13 protein-coding genes and 1 other annotated feature are annotated in these 19,555 nt (G+C 46.0%); of the genes, 5 read left to right on the plus strand and 8 right to left on the minus strand.

Translation table 11 applies throughout. The annotated features are described in order from the left end of the window. Positions 1-64: 64 nt before the first annotated feature. Positions 65-442 carry an autonomous glycyl radical cofactor GrcA gene (gene grcA / locus ACVA54_RS07950; RefSeq protein WP_099078900.1) on the plus strand — a complete coding sequence of 126 codons (378 nt, stop codon included), beginning with the start codon at positions 65-67 and terminating at the stop codon, positions 440-442. A gap of 113 nt (positions 443-555) precedes the next feature. Here grcA and thrC read toward each other — a convergent pair whose 3' ends face one another. The 3 genes from thrC to thrA are packed head-to-tail and all read right to left on the minus strand — an operon-like array spanning position 556 to position 5,269. Beyond that, positions 556-1,836 carry a threonine synthase gene (gene thrC, locus ACVA54_RS07955; protein ID WP_446649510.1) on the minus strand — a complete coding sequence of 427 codons (1,281 nt, stop codon included), beginning with the start codon at positions 1,834-1,836 and terminating at the stop codon, positions 556-558. After that, on the minus strand, positions 1,833-2,789 hold the full coding sequence (gene thrB / locus ACVA54_RS07960; RefSeq protein ID WP_446649520.1) for a homoserine kinase: 957 nt from the start codon (positions 2,787-2,789) through the stop codon (positions 1,833-1,835). The genes thrC and thrB overlap by 4 nt, the downstream gene beginning before the upstream one ends. A gap of 20 nt (positions 2,790-2,809) precedes the next feature. Next, complete coding sequence (gene thrA, locus ACVA54_RS07965) at positions 2,810-5,269, minus strand: bifunctional aspartate kinase/homoserine dehydrogenase I (RefSeq protein ID WP_099078897.1); 2,460 nt, start codon at positions 5,267-5,269, stop codon at positions 2,810-2,812. A 53-nt stretch (positions 5,270-5,322) separates the two neighbouring features. Then, positions 5,323-5,443, minus strand: a sequence feature (Thr leader region). A gap of 431 nt (positions 5,444-5,874) precedes the next feature. Between thrA and ACVA54_RS07970 the strand changes: the two genes are divergently transcribed. Continuing rightward, positions 5,875-6,345 (plus strand): ribonuclease regulator, encoded by a 471-nt coding sequence (locus ACVA54_RS07970; RefSeq protein ID WP_172438093.1) that lies wholly within the window; start codon positions 5,875-5,877, stop codon positions 6,343-6,345. On the opposite strand, the gene ACVA54_RS07975 is transcribed toward ACVA54_RS07970, so the two are convergent. Next, the gene (locus ACVA54_RS07975; RefSeq protein ID WP_099078895.1) at positions 6,342-6,824 is read right to left on the minus strand and encodes a putative 4-hydroxy-4-methyl-2-oxoglutarate aldolase; all 483 of its coding nucleotides are present in this window, start codon (positions 6,822-6,824) and stop codon (positions 6,342-6,344) included. The two genes, ACVA54_RS07970 and ACVA54_RS07975, sit on opposite strands and share 4 nt — an antisense overlap. Before the next feature lie 53 nt (positions 6,825-6,877). Beyond that, positions 6,878-7,285, minus strand: a complete 408-nt coding sequence (locus tag ACVA54_RS07980) for a DUF3293 domain-containing protein (RefSeq protein WP_119464070.1) — start codon at positions 7,283-7,285, stop codon at positions 6,878-6,880. Positions 7,286-7,646: 361 nt separating this feature from the next. On the opposite strand from ACVA54_RS07980, the gene arcA reads away from it, so the two are divergent. Next, positions 7,647-8,363 (plus strand): two-component system response regulator ArcA, encoded by a 717-nt coding sequence (gene arcA / locus ACVA54_RS07985; protein WP_099078892.1) that lies wholly within the window; start codon positions 7,647-7,649, stop codon positions 8,361-8,363. 70 nt (positions 8,364-8,433) lie between these two features. On the opposite strand, the gene ACVA54_RS07990 is transcribed toward arcA, so the two are convergent. The 3 genes from ACVA54_RS07990 to ACVA54_RS08000 form a co-directional block, all read right to left on the minus strand. Continuing rightward, entirely contained in the window at positions 8,434-8,883 is a 450-nt protein-coding gene (locus ACVA54_RS07990) for a lipoprotein (RefSeq protein WP_099078891.1), read from the minus strand. 1 nt (position 8,884) lies between these two features. Next, positions 8,885-11,245 carry an aerobic respiration two-component sensor histidine kinase ArcB gene (arcB, locus tag ACVA54_RS07995; protein ID WP_099078890.1) on the minus strand — a complete coding sequence of 787 codons (2,361 nt, stop codon included), beginning with the start codon at positions 11,243-11,245 and terminating at the stop codon, positions 8,885-8,887. A gap of 419 nt (positions 11,246-11,664) precedes the next feature. After that, complete coding sequence (locus ACVA54_RS08000) at positions 11,665-12,609, minus strand: TIGR01212 family radical SAM protein (RefSeq protein ID WP_099078889.1); 945 nt, start codon at positions 12,607-12,609, stop codon at positions 11,665-11,667. Between the two features lie 554 nt (positions 12,610-13,163). On the opposite strand from ACVA54_RS08000, the gene gltB reads away from it, so the two are divergent. Both gltB and ACVA54_RS08010 read left to right on the plus strand, forming a co-directional pair. After that, positions 13,164-17,714 carry a glutamate synthase large subunit gene (gene gltB, locus ACVA54_RS08005; RefSeq protein WP_099078888.1) on the plus strand — a complete coding sequence of 1,517 codons (4,551 nt, stop codon included), beginning with the start codon at positions 13,164-13,166 and terminating at the stop codon, positions 17,712-17,714. Then, complete coding sequence (locus ACVA54_RS08010; protein WP_099078887.1) at positions 17,714-19,183, plus strand: glutamate synthase subunit beta; 1,470 nt, start codon at positions 17,714-17,716, stop codon at positions 19,181-19,183. Before gltB ends, ACVA54_RS08010 begins: the two co-directional genes overlap by 1 nt. The last annotated feature ends 372 nt before the right edge of the window (positions 19,184-19,555 follow it).

A 19,555-nucleotide genomic window follows, 5' to 3' on the forward strand; every position in this document is an offset into this window, starting at 1 on the left:
TAGCTCAACAAAAAATCGAAAATTAACACCAATAATCACCACAGAAGTGGTCTAGGAGACAGTAATGATCCAAGGTATCCAAATTACTAAAGCAGCTAACGACGAACTACTAAACTCAATCTGGCTACTAGATAGCGAGAAGAACGAAGCACGTTGTGTGGCTGCGGCGACTGGCTACGACGCTGACCAAGTTATCGCAATCAGCGATCTAGGTGAATACGAAAGCCGTGAAGTGGCAATCGAAACGGCTCCACGCATCGAAGGTGGCCAACACCTAAACGTGAACGTTCTTAAGCGTGAAACGCTAGAAGACGCAGTGGCTCACCCAGAGAACTACCCACAGCTGACTATCCGTGTTTCTGGTTACGCAGTACGTTTCAACTCGCTAACTACAGAGCAGCAACGTGACGTAATCGCTCGTACGTTTACTGAGTCTCTATAATAGAGACATTCGTCAGTAAGATTTTAAAAACGGCGCTCTGAGAGCGCCGTTTTTCTTTGAACAAAAAGGTGGAGATCGCACTCCACCTTTTTTAGTTGTTCCTCTTTTGTTACTTACTGTACGCGGTGCAACACTTGTTTCAATGCATCAAAGTCTGCGTCAAGATCTTCTGATAGCAGTTCCATCGCAGCGTGTTTTGCTAGCGGAGCTGGAAGATCGATGTCTGACTGTAGAATATCATCCACCACTTCTTTGAACTTCGCAGGGTGAGCAGTACATAAGAACAGACCAGTTTCACCTTCTTGCAGTTGCTCTTCGAGAACGCAGTAAGCAATCGCACCGTGCGGTTCACATAGGTAGCCGAGTGAGTAAAGATTTTTCACAGATTGTGCGCTCTGCTCATCTGAAACCGCACCTTTACCTAGCGTCTCCAAGCCCCACTCTTTCACGCGGCATAGCTCTTCGATACGAGGCCAGTTGTTTGGTTGGCTTACATCCATTGCGTTTGATGTCGTTGCAACCGTTGGTTTTGGCTCCCACTTACCCGTTTCTAGGTAACGTGGCACAGTGTCATTCGCATTAGTTGCAGCGATAAAGCGTTTAATAGGCAGACCCAGTGCTTTTGCCAGTAGACCTGCGGTTAGGTTACCAAAGTTACCGCTTGGTACAGACACCACTAGGTTTTCACGCTCTTGCTTGCTCATTTGCGCCGCGGCTTCAAAGTAGTAACAGATTTGCGCCATCAAGCGGCTGATGTTGATTGAGTTTGCAGAGTTCAGACCGATCTCTTCACGCAGTGCTGCATCATCAAAAGCTTGCTTAACAAGCGCCTGACACGCATCGAAGTCGCCATCAATCGCGACGGTATGAATGTTCTTACCAAGCGTACAGAATAGCTTCTCTTGCAGTGGGCTGATCTTGCCTTTCGGGTAAAGAATCACAACGTTGATGTCTTCCATACCGTAGAAAGCGTGTGCAACGGCTGCGCCAGTGTCGCCAGAAGTCGCCGTCAGAATGGTGATTTTGCCGCCGTCCGAAACGGCTGCAAGTGATTGCGCCATAAAGCGTCCACCAAAGTCTTTAAATGCGAGCGTTGGACCATGGAAAAGCTCCAATGCGTAAACACCGTCTTTCACTTGATTGATTGGTGCTGGGAATTGGAATGCAGCATCAACCAATGCGTTTACTTGCTCTTCCGTCAGCTCATCACCAATCAGTGCTGATAGGATTTTCGTGCTACGAGAGACAAAGTCTTCTGCCAGTAGCGCATCAACGTCTTCAAATTTTGGTAATTCCGATGGGAAAAATAGACCTTGGTTACGGCCTAGCCCTTGGCGAACGGCTTGGCCAAAGGAAACTTGTTCATCATTTTCTTTTATATTGTAAAGCTTCATAGCTCACTTCCTGTTACTTTCGAACCCTGCTTATCGAGACGACAAACGTGGACGAATCCCTCTTCGTTTTGTACGTAGTTCTGTTCTAACCAGCGAGCAACTCGCTCAGCGACATCTTTCTCTTTGCAAATACTGAACAATGTCGGACCACTGCCAGAAATACCCGTTGCCAGTGCACCCGCAGATGCGGCGTATTGACGTGCATTCGCAAACCCTGGAAGCAGTTTCTCACGATACGGTTCTGCGATCACGTCTTTGATCATTTTTGCAGCAAGTTCTGGCTGACCAGAATGACACGCATGAATAAAGCCCGCAAGGTGACGACCATGAGCAATGATATCTTGTCGGCGGTATTGAGATGGTAGGATCTCACGCGCTTCCGCTGTGGACACTTTGATGCCCGGATACGCCATCACCCAGTACCAATCGTCAAAGCAAGGCACTTCTTGGCTGATGATGCCCAACTCTTCAAGCATCAATTGCACACCACCAAGGTAACACGGCGCGACGTTATCGTAGTGAATCCCACCAGAGATCTTGCCTTCCATTTCTCCCATCAGCGACAGTAACTCTGTCTCGTTAAGCGGCTGACCATGGAATCGGTTTAATGCATCTAACGCAGCAACGATAGAACAAGCACTTGAGCCTAAACCTGAGCCAATTGGCATGTTCTTTTCTAGCGTCATTTCAAGTGGCTTTAGCTCGATGCCTTTTTTGTCTAGCTCACGGGCAAACACTACCCAACAATCGTAAACGATGTTCTCTTTTGGCTCGGTTGGTAACTTCTCAACAAAATCACCAGCCGTCTTTAGGCTGAACGGCTCAGGCCCAGATTTAACCAAGACACTGTCACCCAATAATGTGCCATCAACTGGGGACACTGCCGCCCCCAGAACGTCGAAACCAACGCTTACATTACCTATTGATGCTGGAGCATAAACTACAACACCCATATCACTTGAACTCATTGTGGTTATACCCCTAACTTCCAACCTAAAGTACGCATCACATCAGAGAATACGCCAGCTGCCGTTACTTCAGTACCCGCACCATAACCACGCAGCACGAGTGGAATTGGTTGATAGTAGCGGCTGTAGAATGCCAGTGCATTTTCACCGTCTTTGATCTTAAACATTGGGTCATTTTCATCCACGGCTGCAATGCTGACTGTGCACTTACCATCAACGATTTCACCAACGTAGCGCAACACTTTGCCCTCTTCTGCCGCTTTAGCTGATAGCTCTTTAAAGTACGCATCCGCTTCTGGTAAGCGCGCCATGAATTCATCAACACTGCCTGAATCATCAAAGCCTGGTGGCAGAGCTTGATCAACCACAACGTCTTCTAGCTCTAGCGACATACCCGCTTCACGAGCAAGGATAAGCAGCTTACGCGCCACGTCCATACCTGATAGATCGTCGCGAGGATCAGGTTCCGTAAAGCCGTTTTGCTTAGCGATGTTGGTTGCTTGACTTAAACTCATACCTTCATCTAACTTACCGAAGATGTAAGATAGAGAGCCAGAAAGGATGCCACTGAAGCGCTCAAGTTCATCACCAGCTGAGATTAGGTTTTGCAGGTTTTCGATTACCGGTAGACCAGCGCCTACGGTTGTTTCGTACATCAGCTTACGACGTGAGCTGCGCGCAACATCGCGAAGCTGATGATAGTAAGTCATGCTTGCTGTGTTTGCTTTCTTGTTTGGCGTCACCACGTGGAAGCCAGCAGCTAGGAAATCAGCGTATTGGTTTGCGATATCTTCACTTGAAGTACAGTCAACCAATACTGGGTTGATGATGTGGTTACGCTGAACCAAAGAAATCAGACGCGCTAGGCTGAACTCTTCAGTTGCTGCCGACATACGGTCACGCCAATGCTCTAGAGGCAGACCTTCACTATCAAGTAGAAGACCTTTGCTGTTTGCCAAGCCACATACGCGAATCACAATGCCTTTCTCCGCAAGCTTCGCTTGTTGGCGTTCAATCTGATCCACCAGCTCACCACCAACGCCGCCAATACCAACAACGAAGACATCGAGGAAGTGCTTTGAGTTAAATAGGTTTTCGTGACACGCTTTGATCGCTTCAGAGATTTTATCTTCTGGGATAACCGCTGAAATAGCACGTTCAGATGACCCCTGTGCGATCGCTACGATGTTGACGTTCACTTCAGCAAGAGAAGAAAAGAAGCGAGAAGCGACGCCACGTGAAGTACGCATACCATCACCCACTAGCGTCACGATAGACACGTCGTCAATGAACTCTACAGGTTCTAATAAGCCATCTTTCAATTCCAATTCAAACGCTTCGGCAAGTACCTGCTGCGCTTTTAGTTTATCTTCCGCTTCAATACAGAAGCTGATGCTATACTCAGAAGAGGATTGAGTGATAAGTACAATAGACACACCTGCAGAAGACATGGCACCAAAAACACGGCTTGCCATGCCCACCATGCCTTTCATGCCAGGGCCTGATACGTTGACCATTGTCAGGTCGTTTAGCGTCGTGATGCCTTTGATAGCTAGGTTATCTTCACCCGTGTCCTGACCAATCAGCGTGCCCGCACCTTGTGGGTTGAAGCTATTTTTGATCAGACATGGGATATGGAATTGTGCGATGGGTGCAATGGTTTTCGGGTGCAGAACGGATGCACCGAAGTAAGAAAGCTCCATCGCTTCTTGGTAGCTAAGAGATTTAAGCAGGCGAGCATCTTCAACTAAGCGTGGGTCACAGTTATAAACACCGTCTACATCTGTCCAAATTTCGCAGCAATCAGCACGAAGACACGCTGCAAGAACCGCTGCAGAATAATCAGAACCATTACGACCTAGGGTAACCAACTCGCCTTTTTCATTCCCGGCGGTAAAACCAGGCATGATGTTTACATGACCTTGCACCAGTGGTTTTTGGCGGAAGTTTTGAGTAGAAACTTCAACGTCGACCATTGCTTCTAAGTGGTCGCCCTTCGCATATAGGTATTCAACTGGATCAATCAGGCTTGCTGGCTGTCCTTTGGCTTCAAGCACTGCTTTCATCAACTGAATAGAAATACGCTCACCTTTGCTAATGATGCGTGCATTGACATTATTTGGGCACATGCCTAAAAGGTTAATACCGTGAACAAACTGGCGCAGCTGGGAAAGTGAGGTTTTGACTTGGTTATCGTATGCCGCGGCGTCAATACCCGGCAATACCGTTTGGATCTGGGCTAAAAGTGTTTTAAATGACTCTTCCAACTCATTAATTTGTAGCTCAGCTTCTCCGTTACGTAGTGCTCCTTCAATCACGGCAACAAGCTTATTCGTCGTTTTCCCCGGAGCCGATAGCACAACGGCTACTTCTTCTTGTTGAGCGTTATTCGCAATAATATCCGCAGCTCTTAAAAAGCGCTCTGCATCCGCTAGTGATGAACCGCCAAACTTCAATACTCGCATCCCTTCCTCCGATGTATCTGCTTAATTCTGTCTAAATTTCGTTTAAAAAAGCATAAAAAAAGGCCTGTATCTTGTTGGATACAGGCCTTTTTTTTGAATTTCTTTCGCTCAGCAGCCTGCCCCAACATGCGATGTGTCGGTAATAATAATGGTCATGGTTATTGCTACTAAGTTACTAGGTGTCATAAATATTCAACGATAATTTCGCGTTTACTTAACTCTACGTTTACCGACTTTCCCATGCCGAGTCAATAAAAAGTTGTCTATTCTTCGGTCTTTCAGCGGTTTATTCTAAGTAACCCTATTGAAATTAAAGAACAATCACGAGAAAGCACTTTGCCGATAATTCATTTTTCTGTACGTATGTGAGTACGCTTCCTACAAAGAAAAAGAGTTTAACTCAAAGATGGCTGAGCTTGGCAGCAAAGGACAAGATCAAAGAATTGATCACTCTCTAATGCAATTCAACACAAGTAAATCGTGATCAAGCCCTATAGGATCAAACATATCGTCAAATTAATGAGCTAGCTTTCATATTCTATGCTTTAATAGTGAAAGCTTTCAGCTAATACTAATAACAAAGTTAGACATAAGGAGTGGTCGACATGAAAAAATGGATTTTTCTGTTGCTATCTATTGTGCCTAGCATTTCCTTGGCAAATGTCCTACCTTATCTTCCAGGAAAAACGGTGTCATCACCTCACAAACTTTTCATTTCAAGTGAAAACTTCCAAAACGACCATTTCGATGTGTGGAATATTGATGGTGGTTACTCATACGAACTGTTTGATTCTGTTGATCTTTACGTTGGCGCTCGTGTGAACAACTCCCCAACTCAAAACCAAAGTGGTTTTCTCAGTGGGATCAGCTATCACTTTAATGATCGCGTGACCGTAAAGAGTACCGTTCGTTCATACAAAGGTGAAACGGTGGAGGGCGTGCGCGAAGAAGATCGCAACCTTGCTGCCGAAGTATCGAGCCGAGTAAAGATCACCGAGAGTTTAGATCTTCACGCAACATTAGATTATCAAGACTGGCAACAAGGCTTTGAAGTTGGATTAGGTTTTCGTTTCTAAACATCAAACACCTCTTTAGAAGTCAACACCCCATTTAAATCCGCATAAACGTAGTGTTTTGGCTGAACGATTTGGTTCTGCATGGTAAGCGTTACATCCACCTCTCCCATACCTCGTTTCTCGGTTTTAAAGGGACAAGTTCCGAGCGCTTGGACGCCAATCGTCATTTGAGAGAGCTGTGCCACATCACGTATTGCGCCATAAACGATGATGCCTTCCCAGCCATTTTCAACACCGAGCATAGCGAGCTGATCGCCAAGTAATGCTTTTTGGCACGAGCCATGCCCATCCACAATAAGCACTTTTCCCGTCCCATTTTGTTCCAAAACTTCGCGAACTTTTGAATTATCGTGATAACAACGTATCGTGACAATTTCACCAAAGAACGCCGAACGTCCACCAAAGCTCTGCAGTGGCAAATTCAGTAACATCACTTGCTCTTCAAATTGATCGCAAATATCGGGGGTTATGTCTCTCATATATCCTCCATGAATTTTATCGCCCGAGCAGCGCTCCAGCGAATCGTATTTTGCTACACCAGTCTCTCCTCGATTGCACCAATCTTTTTCCGTACCAAAGGTTCTACGCAGGCGATGAGGTAGAGTACGCCATTGACAACATAGTAAATGGCATTTTGATCAAACGTTTTAGCCAAAATAATGGCTTCCGCTGGTGAAAGTTCAACCGCATAGCTTTCTTCATACCACTCAAACGAATCATCACCAACGGTAACTGGCACATAATTGACGTGGTTTAGCTGTTTTTCTAACGCCTGATTACTTATGCAATTCTCTTCTTTTGACCGCTGATTACTATTAGGGTTCCAAGCGGTTATCACTGCATAGCTTGAAACCTGCCATTGAGTCTTAAACCGAAACACTGAACCTGCATAAGCATTCCATAACTTTGCGTCTATGCTCGCGTTACTTTTTTCTATCATAACCTTTAAGCAATTAATAACTGTTACATTTCATCAATTGATGTAAATCAACAAACTGCATGGAATTAACATTTGAGCATTGTTAGCATGCTGTTAACAATATAAAATCCGCACCATGTCTTAGGGTGTTCACGTTCTAAAGTCCCTGTCAGATAGGAGTTGAACGGTAAACAAGCCCTTTAGAATAAACGTCGCCATTGGATACTGGTGAGTTGGCAAAATTCCACGGAAGGCGAATAGCTGAAAGAAGTGTTTTTTTGAACAAGTTGATTTATTATCAAAATCACATTACCTGTATGTTATATTTTTGCCTAGAATTTATTCTATTAGCACAATTTTGTCACAAATTTAGGTACCGCCAATGCAAACCCCGCAGATCCTTATCGTAGAAGATGAGCAAGTAACTCGTAACACTCTTAAGAGTATTTTTGAAGCAGAGGGATACGCTGTTTTTGAAGCCAGTGACGGTGAAGAGATGCACCAAGTATTGTCAGGAAATGCAATCAACTTGGTCATTATGGACATTAATCTTCCAGGCAAAAATGGCCTCCTGCTAGCTCGTGAACTACGCGAGCAAGCGAACATCGCACTGATGTTCCTAACTGGTCGTGACAATGAAGTAGACAAGATCCTAGGTCTTGAAATTGGTGCTGATGATTACATCACAAAACCATTCAACCCTCGCGAATTGACTATCCGTGCTCGTAACCTACTGAGCCGCTCTATGAGCAGCAATGCAGTGCAAGAAGAGAAACGTTCGGTAGAAAAATACGAGTTTAACGGCTGGGTGCTAGACATCAACAGTCGCTCGCTAGTGAGCCCTGCTGGTGATAGCTACAAACTACCTCGTTCTGAATTCCGCGCACTACTGCACTTCTGTGAGAACCCTGGTAAGATTCAAACTCGAGCGGATCTTCTTAAGAAGATGACTGGTCGTGAGCTTAAACCACATGACCGCACTGTAGACGTAACGATCCGTCGTATTCGTAAGCACTTCGAATCTGTATCAGGTACGCCAGAAATCATCGCGACTATTCACGGTGAAGGTTACCGCTTCTGTGGCGATCTAGAAGACTAATCTGCCCCAGAACAAATAATAAGGGCTTGCTCCATGAGCAAGCCCTTTTTCTACCTTCGATTTGGTATATTCAGTACACCTTGTCGATTCGGATGCCTTTTTCGACTAACCAAGCTTGTTTCCCAGCATCGTCAAGTAGCAGTGCAATATCAACTGGATTTTCCATATTAGCTTCAATCTGCCACACAAACACCACTTCCCATTGGTTTTCACTGTGCGTACGTAGTTCTAGCAAGTCACCATTTATCTGCCACTCAGAGTCACCTTGTTTAATGATCAGAGCATCAACCGTCAAGTTCGCAGGCAAATCTTTGTTTGCTTGTAAATACAAAGCACCGTGTACGTTCTGTTCTTGCACTTCACCAATGGTTGGCATTAGGTTCACCCAAAGGTTACTCTTAAGCTCAATGCTCACTTGATTCATTGTGACTTGGCTATTTTCCTGCCAAACAATTTGTGGAGCAGAACTACAACCTGCCAGCAGTGCAATCGCTAGTGTTGCAGATAACAGTCTCTTCATATTATTTCCTCTGTTCCAACCAACTTTTTAGTACCTGAATATCATTTTGATACTCGTTTTTAATTTCATCTACCCAATCGGATATATTTTCCCACCAAGCTGGCATATCTGGCGATTGTGCTTTCTGCGCGACACTTTGAATGTGTTTTAAACCAATCGAACCCGCAGCCCCTTTAATTTTATGTGCTTCCGACACGATTCCATCTTGATCTTTTGCGGTCATGTTTGAGTCCAGAACCCCTATGTACGCTGGCATCATATCTTCGAATATCTTAATACTGTCGAACACTGGCTTAACACCAACGATATCCACATAAGACTCTAGCATATCCAGATCAAGCAAGTGGGTGTTGATGACAGGAGGTGGGGTTGGCGTAACCTCTTCTACCACTTCTGACTCCACAACCACTTCCTTCTCACACTCAACGCACTCAACAAAGAACTTATCAATCACAGCTTGAAGGGCTTGTACCGCAAGCGGTTTGCTGATTACATCGTCCATTCCATTATCTAGGTACTCGCGGCGGTCTTTCATGACGTTTGCCGTCAGTGCCACCAGTGGCGGCAAATTATCGTAGTGTTCACGATAGTACTTCGCCACATCAAAACCGGTCATGTCCGGCAATTGGATATCGAGTAGCGCTAAGTCGTATTCATTAGGAACAAAGTTAATTAGCGCCTCTTCACCCGTCATCGCAACAGTAACGGTGTGACCCAGGCTCTCTAACAGTGATTTGGCGACTGTCACGTTAAGTTCAATATCCTCAACCATAAAGATATTTAGATGCACGTTATCACGTTTCGCATCGATAACCGGCTTTTCTAACGCCACAATCGGTACATGAATCGACACGGTAAAGGTACTACCGAAGCCTTCTTCACTCGCAACAGTCAGATCACCCTCCATCATATTGATCAACTGTTTTGATACGGCCAAACCAATACCGGTCCCAACCGCATGCAAGTTATCTTTGCCTGACTTTACTTGATAGTACATCGCAAAGATCTTATCGAGCTCTTCTTCTGGTATACCGATACCGGTATCTTCGACTTCCATAATAATGGTCGCGTAATCTTCATCGACTTCAGCACTGACGGTCATGACCACTCCGCCCTCTTTGGTGAATTTCATCGCGTTGCTGACCAGATTCCAGATCACCTGACGCAAGCGGGTAGCATCCACTTCTATCGCTTTAGGTAGCGTGCTCAAACGCTCGAGATCAAAACGCAATCCTTTCTGTTCAGCCATTAATGCCGAGAGACTCTCAACCTCAGCAACAAAGTCTTCAAAGTTCAAAGGGGCAGGTAGCAACTCCAACTTACGACGGTCAAACTTATCCATATCAATGATATCGTTAAATATATGACCTAAGGTAATCGCACTAACATTGATCGTTTGCATGTGCTTGCGCTGTTCATCATCCAACGGACTATCTAGCAGCATACGGCTCAAACCGACAATGCCGTTCAGTGGCGTGCGCAGTTCATGACTGATCGTAGAGATAAAGGTGGTTTTATCACGACTGGCTTTTTCTAATGACTCTTCATGACGCTTACGTTCTGTAATATCACGACCAAAGCCGACCAAGCCTAAATGGCGCCCATCCTTGCTATAAAAAGGCACCTTACGCAACTCGAAGTACTTCTTGCGACCATCAGGGTACTCAAGCCACTGCTCGTAAGTGATTGCCTGATTGTCATCGAACACTTGCTGGTCAGTGTCGACAATGTGTTCCGCCACTTCTTTGCTATAGACATCCCAAGGGCTCAATCCCACTAATTGATGCTCTTTTTTGCCTGTTAATTCTTCCATCGCACGGTTACAACCAGAGAATACGCCATCGGCATTACGGTAATAAATCAGATCCGGAGATGCATCGATAAAAGAACGCAATAATGCTGTTCGCTCAGCCAACTCTAACTGAGTGCGTTCACGCTGAAAGACCTCATTTTCAAGATCTTGCATCGCTTCTTCACGCCCTTCTTCGGCTTTAATACGCTCTTCAATTTCTTGGTTAAGTTTTTCAATGTTCTGCTGCAGTTGAAAGTTCAACTCTTGGTCACGAGAGCGCATGTCTTTAAGCTTAGCGACCAGCTTAGTTAGCCTCTGACGAGACTCTTCTAACTGGTCAACAACCACGGAAAGGAAGTACACCGCCCAAGGCGTAATAAGTAAACCAAAAAAGACAGAGCGGACAATATCAATATCATCGACATTGCCTTGTAATGCCAAGGTAATACCGACTTGAACAACAACAGCCAATGCGACTAATGCCAATGCCAATAATATTGAGAAACGGACAATCCCCAGCCTAACGAGTAAGTCTACGTAATACTGAGCGAGATTTTTCATGGGCTTCATTCACTACTCCATGGAACAAGCGAGATATAGAGCCCTGAGCGTTTGGATTTAGATAGGCTTAAACAACCGTTCATTTAGGTGCAGTCTGTTTAATTTTTCTGAATTACATATTGGTGATCGAAGATGCTTCAGGGCCAGCAAAGAGGAATCACCAAAGTACATGCAGTTTAGCGTGTTTAATACGCCAATTTAAACTGTCTATTTTCAACTTATAGCAAATGGTCACAAAGCATCAGCAATAATTTAAGGCCGCGCAGATACGCATTGGCCAACCATCTTAATTTGGTCGGCCTAAGCGCAGAAACTATCGCTAAATAGAAATTGTCGCCCATCGGATTCCGTCTCAAGGGCAAAGGGAGGAAATGAGGGAGATAAACCTTTAAAATGCAAAGCGACCACCGGTTGATCGCTCTACTTACTCAATCTATCTTTAATTCTGGCTTAGAGTAGACAAAGGGATTGCCAACTAAACTGCCCTGCGCACCTTCTTTGTTGAGTGCACGACCAATTTCTGTCATCGCTAACCAACGGTTTTCACACCACAGGGGGGATAGCAGGGTTGGTCGACGTGCCGCAGATGAAACGCGGTGGTAGACCACTTCTGGGGGGGTCATGCGGATCAATTCAGAAGCAACCGCGACATACTCTTCCAGCTCCGGCGCTTCCAGTTTACCAGCACGCCATGCCTTTGCCATGGTGCTACCCTCAACAATGTGCAATCCGTGCAATTTGACGCCATCCGTGCCCACTTCAAGCACTTTTCGCATCGTCTCGACATTATCGACGCGCGTCTCTTTTGGTAAGCCCGCAATCAGGTGAGTACATACCTTAATGCCTAAAGCACGGGCACGCTTGGTGATCTCGGCATAACATTCAAAATCATGGCCGCGGTTGATGCGTTTAAGTGTCTCGTTATTGGCCGTTTGAAGCCCCAGTTCCAACCAGATTTCATAGCCTTGATTCACATAATCAGAAAGCAAATCAAGCACGGCATCTGGCACGCAATCTGGCCGCGTCCCCACACACAGACCGACAATATCTGCCGCCTTGAGCGCTTCTTCATACATGTTCTTAAGAACTTGCACTTCAGCATAGGTACTGGTGTATGCCTGAAAATATGCCAGGTACTTTTTAGCGCGGTGGATCTCACCGGCGCGATCTTTCAATTGCTCATGGATACCTTTGATTTGCACATCTTCATCAACAAAAGACGCCACATTGCAAAACGTACAACCACCACGACCAATGGTACCATCGCGGTTTGGGCAACTAAAGCCGCCGTGCAAAGTCAATTTATGGACTTTTTCGCCATAACGACGCTGAAGGTCTTGGCCTAACGTATTGACCAATTCATGTAACTGCATAGATTCTCACCAATTGTAAACCGTAATGCATCTCACTACGATTAATGTAAGTAAATTACATCCCTGCAAGAAAAAACAAACAATTTTAGTCAATTCAAACGATGCATGAGTGGTGTGAAATCAATAAACCTGCATAAATACAATTCAAAGCATGCATTGTTGCGCAAATGTTAAACAAAAAGTGCATATTTAAACAATTTTTTTAGCTCACAAAAGCGACTTTTCGTTGCATTACGAAGTCACTAAATTGTAGGATACTTACACAATCTCGTAATTTTTGTTATTAAAAAGACGACATCAATTACGGGAATTGTCGGTGTTATCTCGTTCCCACCTATATAAGTCACTAAATTGTGGCAATAAATAAAGGGATATCACCAAGGATTGTTTTTCTCGCAATACTTTTCCTGCGAGATACGGAAAGGAATCAAGACTGGTCAACCTCGGCCAGTGGCGAATCATAAATATAAAGGACAAGACGCACAGAGCGCACCTAAGGCAGTCGAGATCTGTCCGGGATTCTTGCGTCGACATTGAACTGGAAGGATGTATCTATGGTAGATAGAGAGCAAAATTCACAGGGGCTGTACACTCCGGAGCTGGAGCATGACGCTTGTGGTATCGGTTTTGTTGCTCACCTTAAAAACCGTAAATCTCATGAAGTCGTGACTCAAGCATTGGATATGCTGGCTCGCATGGAACACCGAGGTGGTCAAGGTTGTGACCCATGCAGCGGTGACGGTGCGGGTATCTTGCTACAAAAACCTCATGAATTCCTATTAGAAGAAGCTGTTAAGCTAGGCATTAAACTGCCTTCGTTTGAAAAGTATGGGGTTGGTGTCGTTCTTTTCCCGAAAGACGAATACAAACGCGAACAATGCCGTGACATTCTAGAACGCAACGCACAGCGTCTAGACCTTGAAGTTATCGGCTACCGTGTACTGCCAACCGATAACTCAATGATCGGTGCAGATCCGCTAAGCACAGAGCCTCAGTTTGAGCATGTGTTTATCTCTGGTGGTCCTGGCATCACACCTGAAGAGCTAGAGCGCAAACTGTACGTACTTCGTAACTACACGGTACGTGTTTGCCTAGAAAGCGTTTCAAATATTGGTGACGACTTCTACATTAACTCAATGTCTTACAAGACATTGGTATACAAAGGTCAGTTGACGACAGAGCAAGTACCTCAGTACTTCCTTGATCTGCAAAACCCGACCATGGTGACCGCACTGGCACTGGTACACTCTCGTTTCTCTACCAATACCTTCCCGAAATGGCGTCTTGCACAGCCTTTCCGTTACATTGCACACAACGGTGAAATCAACACAGTTCGCGGTAACTTGAACTGGATGAAAGCCCGTGAAGCAATCCTAGAATCAGATCTGTTCACTCAGGCTGAAATCGACATGCTGCTTCCTATCTGTCAGGAAGGCAGTTCAGATTCATCTAACTTTGATATGGCACTTGAGCTCCTAGTGCTTTCTGGCCGCAGCCTGCCACATGCATTGATGATGATGATCCCGGAAGCATGGCAAGAAAACAAAACCATGGATCCTAAACGTCGCGCGTTCTATCAGTACCACGCGAACATCATGGAACCATGGGATGGCCCAGCTTCAGTATGTTTTACTGACGGTGTTCAAGTTGGTGCGACACTGGACCGTAACGGTCTGCGCCCTTCTCGCTACACAGTGACCAAAGACAACTTCCTAGTAATGGCTTCTGAATCTGGTGTGGTGGATATTGAGCCAGAGAACGTTGAATTCCGCGGTCGTCTACAACCAGGTCGTATCTTCGTTGCAGACCTAGAGCAAGGTCGCATCATCTCTGATGAAGAAGTCAAAGACACCATCGCAACGGCCCAGCCTTACGAGAAATGGGTAGAAGACAACCTACTGAGCTTGAAGAAGCTGCCAGACGCAAGCAACCAATTCAGCCAACCTTCTCCTGAGCGTTTGCTACACCGTCAACAAGCTTTCGGTGTGAGCAGTGAAGAAGTAAACGAAATCATCGTCCCAATGGCGAATGACGCGAAAGAGCCATTATCAGCAATGGGTGCCGACTGGCCGCTTGCGGTTCTATCTCACCAATCTCAGCATCTTTCAAACTACTTCAAGCAGCTGTTTGCACAGGTAACCAACCCACCGATCGATCCGATCCGTGAGCGTATGGTCATGTCGCTGAATACTTACTTAGGTAAAGACCAAAACCTTCTGACTGAAACCCCACTTCACTGTCAGAAAGTCGAATTGGAATCGCCTGTTCTGGCGAACTCTGAGCTTGAAAAACTGCGTGCGATCGATAACGAGCACCTACAAGCGAAGACACTGGATATTGTATTCCAAGCTAGTGAAGATCAAGGCAAACTTGAGCGTGCACTAAAACGTATCTGCCAATACGCAGAAGACGCTGTTATCGATGGTTACTCAATCATCCTGTTAACAGACCGTGCAGTGAACTCAAACCATGCGGCGATCCCTGCAATGCTGGCGGTTGGCGCAGTACACCACCACCTAATCCGTAAAGGTCTACGTGCGAAGTGTGACATCGTGGTTGAAACCGGTGATGCGCGTGAAACGCACCACTTTGCAACGCTACTTGGTTACGGTGCGAATGCGGTTAACCCATACTTGGTTATTGAAACCATCGTTGAGTTACAACGCACCAAGAAGTTGGATCCAGAAGCGAACCCTCGCGACCTATTCAACAACTACCGTAAAGCGATCAATGGCGGTCTTCTGAAGATCTTCTCGAAGATGGGTATCTCTACGCTACAGTCGTACCATGGTGCGCAAATCTTTGAAGCTTTGGGTATCCACAAATCAGTGGTAGACAAATACTTCACAGGTACGGTTTCTCGTATCCAGGGTCTAACCCTTGATGATATCGCCAAAGAAGTGCTGATCCGTCACCGCATCGGTTACCCACAACGCGAAATCCCAATTCAAATGTTGGATGTTGGCGGTGTTTACCAATGGAAACAACGTGGTGAGAAGCACCTCTTCAACCCAGAAACTATCTCTCTACTGCAAGAGTCTACGCGCAACAAGAACTACGAGCAGTTCAAGCAGTACGCGACAGCAGTAGATAAGCAAGGCGACAACGCGGTAACCCTGCGTAGCCAACTTGAGTTCATTAAGAACCCAGCAGGTTCTATCTCTATCGACGAAGTCGAGCCAATTGAAAGCATCGTGAAACGCTTCGCGACAGGTGCTATGTCATTCGGTTCTATTTCTTACGAGGCACACTCCACACTGGCTGTTGCGATGAACCGCCTTGGCGCGAAGTCGAACTCTGGTGAAGGTGGTGAAGACCCAATGCGTTTTGAGCGCAAAGAGAACGGCGATTGGGAACGATCTGCAATCAAGCAAGTGGCTTCAGGTCGTTTCGGCGTAACCTCTTACTACCTAACTAACGCTGAAGAGCTGCAAATCAAGATGGCTCAAGGTGCGAAACCAGGTGAAGGTGGTCAGCTACCGGGTGATAAAGTTGATGATTGGATCGGTGCAACACGTCACTCGACGCCTGGCGTCGGTCTGATCTCGCCACCGCCACACCACGATATTTACTCAATCGAAGATTTGGCTCAGCTGATCTACGACTTGAAGAACGCGAACCGCGCAGGCCGTGTGAACGTGAAGCTGGTATCGGAAGCTGGCGTAGGTACGATAGCTTCTGGTGTAGCGAAAGCGAAAGCTGACGTTGTGCTTATCGCAGGTTTCGACGGAGGTACGGGTGCATCACCAATGTCTTCAATCCGTCATACCGGCCTTCCTTGGGAGCTTGGCTTGGCAGAAACTCACCAAACGCTACTGAAGAATGGTCTACGTAATCGTATCGTGGTTCAAGCAGATGGTCAGATGAAGACACCTCGTGACCTTGCAGTCGCAACACTACTAGGTGCAGAAGAATGGGGCGTAGCAACCGCAGCGTTGGTGGTTGAAGGCTGTATCATGATGCGTAAGTGTCATAAGAACACCTGTCCTGTTGGTATCGCAACTCAGAACAAAACACTTCGCGAACGCTTTGATGGTCGCGTAGAAGACGTCGTAACCTTCTTCCAGTACATGGCACAAGGTCTACGTGAAATCATGGCTGAACTTGGTTTCCGTACGATCGACGAAATGGTTGGTCAAGGACAAAAACTAAAAGTTCGCCAAGATGTATCTCATTGGAAATACAAGAATCTTGACCTATCACCAGTTCTTCACGTTGAACAAGCGCGCGAAGCGGATGGCGTGTTCAATCAAACACAGCAAAACCACAACTTAGAAGATGTCTTGGATCGCAAACTGATTCAAGCCGCCATTCCTGCTCTAGAGAAAGGTGAAGCGGTAAATGCCGAGTTCCCTATCGTCAACACAGACCGCTCTGCGGGTACCATGCTGTCGAACGAAATCTCGAAAGTGTACAAAGACGCAGGCTTGCCTCAACCAATGAACGTTAAGTTCAAAGGCTCTGCTGGTCAGTCATTCGGTGCATTCCTAGCTAAGGGCGTGACATTCGAAGTTGAAGGTGATGCCAACGACTACTGGGGTAAAGGCTTGTCTGGCGGCACGCTAGTGCTATACCCAGATGCGAAGTCGAGCATTGTCGCAGAAGACAACATCGTGGTTGGTAACGTCTGTTTCTACGGGGCAACTTCAGGTGAGTCTTTCATTCGCGGTATGGCTGGTGAACGTTTCTGTGTTCGTAACTCAGGCGCGAAAGTGGTTGTAGAAGGCGTTGGTGACCACGGTTGTGAATACATGACTGGTGGTGCAGCAATTATCCTTGGCTCAACAGGTCGTAACTTTGCCGCAGGCATGAGTGGCGGTGTGGCTTACGTATGGGATAAATCAGGCGACTTTGAGTCAAAACTGAACCCAGAGCTAGTAGACCTAGATCCAATCGAGCAAGAAGACAGAGATCTATTGCTCGACATGCTAACTAAGCATGTTCAATTCACAGGAAGTGAAGTCGCTCAGTCTTTCCTAGACAATTTTGAAGCTAGCCTAGCCTCTATGGTTAAGGTGATGCCGCGTGACTACAAAGCGGTTCTTCAAAAACGTAAAGCTGAAGCACAGTCTCAAGGAAACGAAACTCAAGCGGAGGCAGTATAATGGGTAAGCCTACTGGATTTTTAGAGCATGGTCGTGAACTTCCACAGAAGGTCGACCCAGCTCAACGCATCAAGAACAACAAAGAGTTCGTTCTGAACGAGGAGTTTGGTGACAAGATCAATACTCAAGCTTCTCGTTGTATGGATTGTGGCGTGCCGTTTTGTCATAGCGGCTGCCCTATCGGTAACATCATCCCAGAGTTTAACGACGCAGTTTATCGTGATAGCTGGGAAGAAGCATGGAACATTCTAAGCTCGACCAATAACTTCCCAGAGTTTACTGGTCGTGTTTGCCCTGCTCCATGTGAAAGTGCTTGTGTACTTGGCATCAACCAAGACCCAATCACCATCTGTAATATCGAGAAAACCATCGTAGAAACGGCGTATCGTGAAGGGTATGCCAAACCAAAAACACCGCGTTCTCGCACTGGTAAAACCGTCGCGATCATTGGTTCGGGCCCTGCGGGTCTTGCGGCTGCTGAGCAGCTAAACAGCGCAGGTCATACCGTCACGGTATTCGAGCGAGACGAGAAAGTAGGTGGTCTGCTGCGTTTTGGGATCCCAGACTTCAAACTGGGAATGGATGTGATTGATCGTAAGATCAATCTGATGGCAGAGGCTGGCATCAAATTCAAAGTTAACCAACACGTTGGTGTTGATGTGAATGCCCAGCAACTGCGTCAAGAATTCGATGTGGTTCTACTGACTGGTGGCTCAACCGTTCCTCGTAACTTACCAGTTCCAGGCCGCGAGCTAAAAGGCGTTCATTTTGCGATGGAATTCCTAGGACAGAACAACCGTCGTGCTAACAACATGGATCTCAAAACAGAAGAGATCCATGCAAAAGGTAAGCATGTGGTCGTCATCGGTGGTGGCGATACTGGCTCTGATTGTGTAGGTACCTCCAACCGTCATGGCGCAGCAAGCATCACTCAGGTTGAAATCATGCCGATTCCACCAGAGAAGCGCCCTGCCAATATGCCATGGCCACAGTACCCGATGATCCTACGTACGTCGACGTCTCACGAAGAAGGCGTTGATCGTCACTGGAACATCCTGACCAAAGAATTCATTGGTAATGACAAAGGTGAAGTCACTGGCCTTCGTCTGGCCGATATTGTTTGGCAAGATGCTAAGCCAAGCGAGCGCCCAAGCTTCAAAGAAGTAGAAGGCAGTGAACGTGTGATCCCATGTGATATGGCATTCCTTGCGATGGGTTTCCTACACCCAGAGCCAACCGGGGTGATTGCTCAACTGGATATCGCGCTAGATGATCGCGGTAACGTAGCAACACAAGGTTTTGCCACTAACCAAGAAGGTATATTTGCTGCAGGTGATATGCGAACAGGCCAATCTCTGGTTGTGCGTTGCATCAACGAAGGTCGTGAATGTGCCCGTGCTATCGATGGTTACCTAATGGGTGGCACAAACCTAGAAGCAAAAGCAGATTCATTGATGCTTTCTACGTAAACAGCGTTCGCTCACTTCTTCTTTTCGATCCGTAAATCCAGCCATCAGCACTATAGATGGCTGATTATCAGGAAAGAAGACCGTTCCTTCCAATCTTTATATTTTGACCAGCATTTTGTGCTGGTCTTTTTTATTTCCCTCAAGACCAAATATTAAGACTCCGTAACATTAAATAGCCTATATCGCTGAATTACTTGAATTATTTTAGCCAATTAAATGGTAAATCGCATATTCGCGCGATGATTCACTAATAACTTGACCTTTTTTACAATAAGCTATAGGTTGTGAATTTGGTGCAAATAAAACGCACAACTTTTGTTAATATATTTAACGAATTTTATTGAATAGAAATACATAAAACTTAGAAAGTGA

It is taken from the genome of Vibrio sp. PNB23_22_6 (genome assembly GCF_052877535.1).

Excerpts from the sequence above, each read along its gene's own strand:
- grcA (WP_099078900.1), top strand. The coding sequence starts at position 65 with ATGATCCAAGGTATCCAAATTACTAAAGCAGCTAACGACGAACTACTA.
- thrC (WP_446649510.1), bottom strand. The coding sequence starts at position 1,836 with ATGAAGCTTTACAATATAAAAGAAAATGATGAACAAGTTTCCTTTGGC.
- thrB (WP_446649520.1), bottom strand. The coding sequence starts at position 2,789 with ATGGGTGTTGTAGTTTATGCTCCAGCATCAATAGGTAATGTAAGCGTT.
- thrA (WP_099078897.1), bottom strand. The coding sequence starts at position 5,269 with ATGCGAGTATTGAAGTTTGGCGGTTCATCACTAGCGGATGCAGAGCGC.
- ACVA54_RS07970 (WP_172438093.1), top strand. The coding sequence starts at position 5,875 with ATGAAAAAATGGATTTTTCTGTTGCTATCTATTGTGCCTAGCATTTCC.
- ACVA54_RS07975 (WP_099078895.1), bottom strand. The coding sequence starts at position 6,824 with ATGAGAGACATAACCCCCGATATTTGCGATCAATTTGAAGAGCAAGTG.
- ACVA54_RS07980 (WP_119464070.1), bottom strand. The coding sequence starts at position 7,285 with ATGATAGAAAAAAGTAACGCGAGCATAGACGCAAAGTTATGGAATGCT.
- arcA (WP_099078892.1), top strand. The coding sequence starts at position 7,647 with ATGCAAACCCCGCAGATCCTTATCGTAGAAGATGAGCAAGTAACTCGT.
- ACVA54_RS07990 (WP_099078891.1), bottom strand. The coding sequence starts at position 8,883 with ATGAAGAGACTGTTATCTGCAACACTAGCGATTGCACTGCTGGCAGGT.
- arcB (WP_099078890.1), bottom strand. The coding sequence starts at position 11,245 with ATGAAGCCCATGAAAAATCTCGCTCAGTATTACGTAGACTTACTCGTT.
- ACVA54_RS08000 (WP_099078889.1), bottom strand. The coding sequence starts at position 12,609 with ATGCAGTTACATGAATTGGTCAATACGTTAGGCCAAGACCTTCAGCGT.
- gltB (WP_099078888.1), top strand. The coding sequence starts at position 13,164 with ATGGTAGATAGAGAGCAAAATTCACAGGGGCTGTACACTCCGGAGCTG.
- ACVA54_RS08010 (WP_099078887.1), top strand. The coding sequence starts at position 17,714 with ATGGGTAAGCCTACTGGATTTTTAGAGCATGGTCGTGAACTTCCACAG.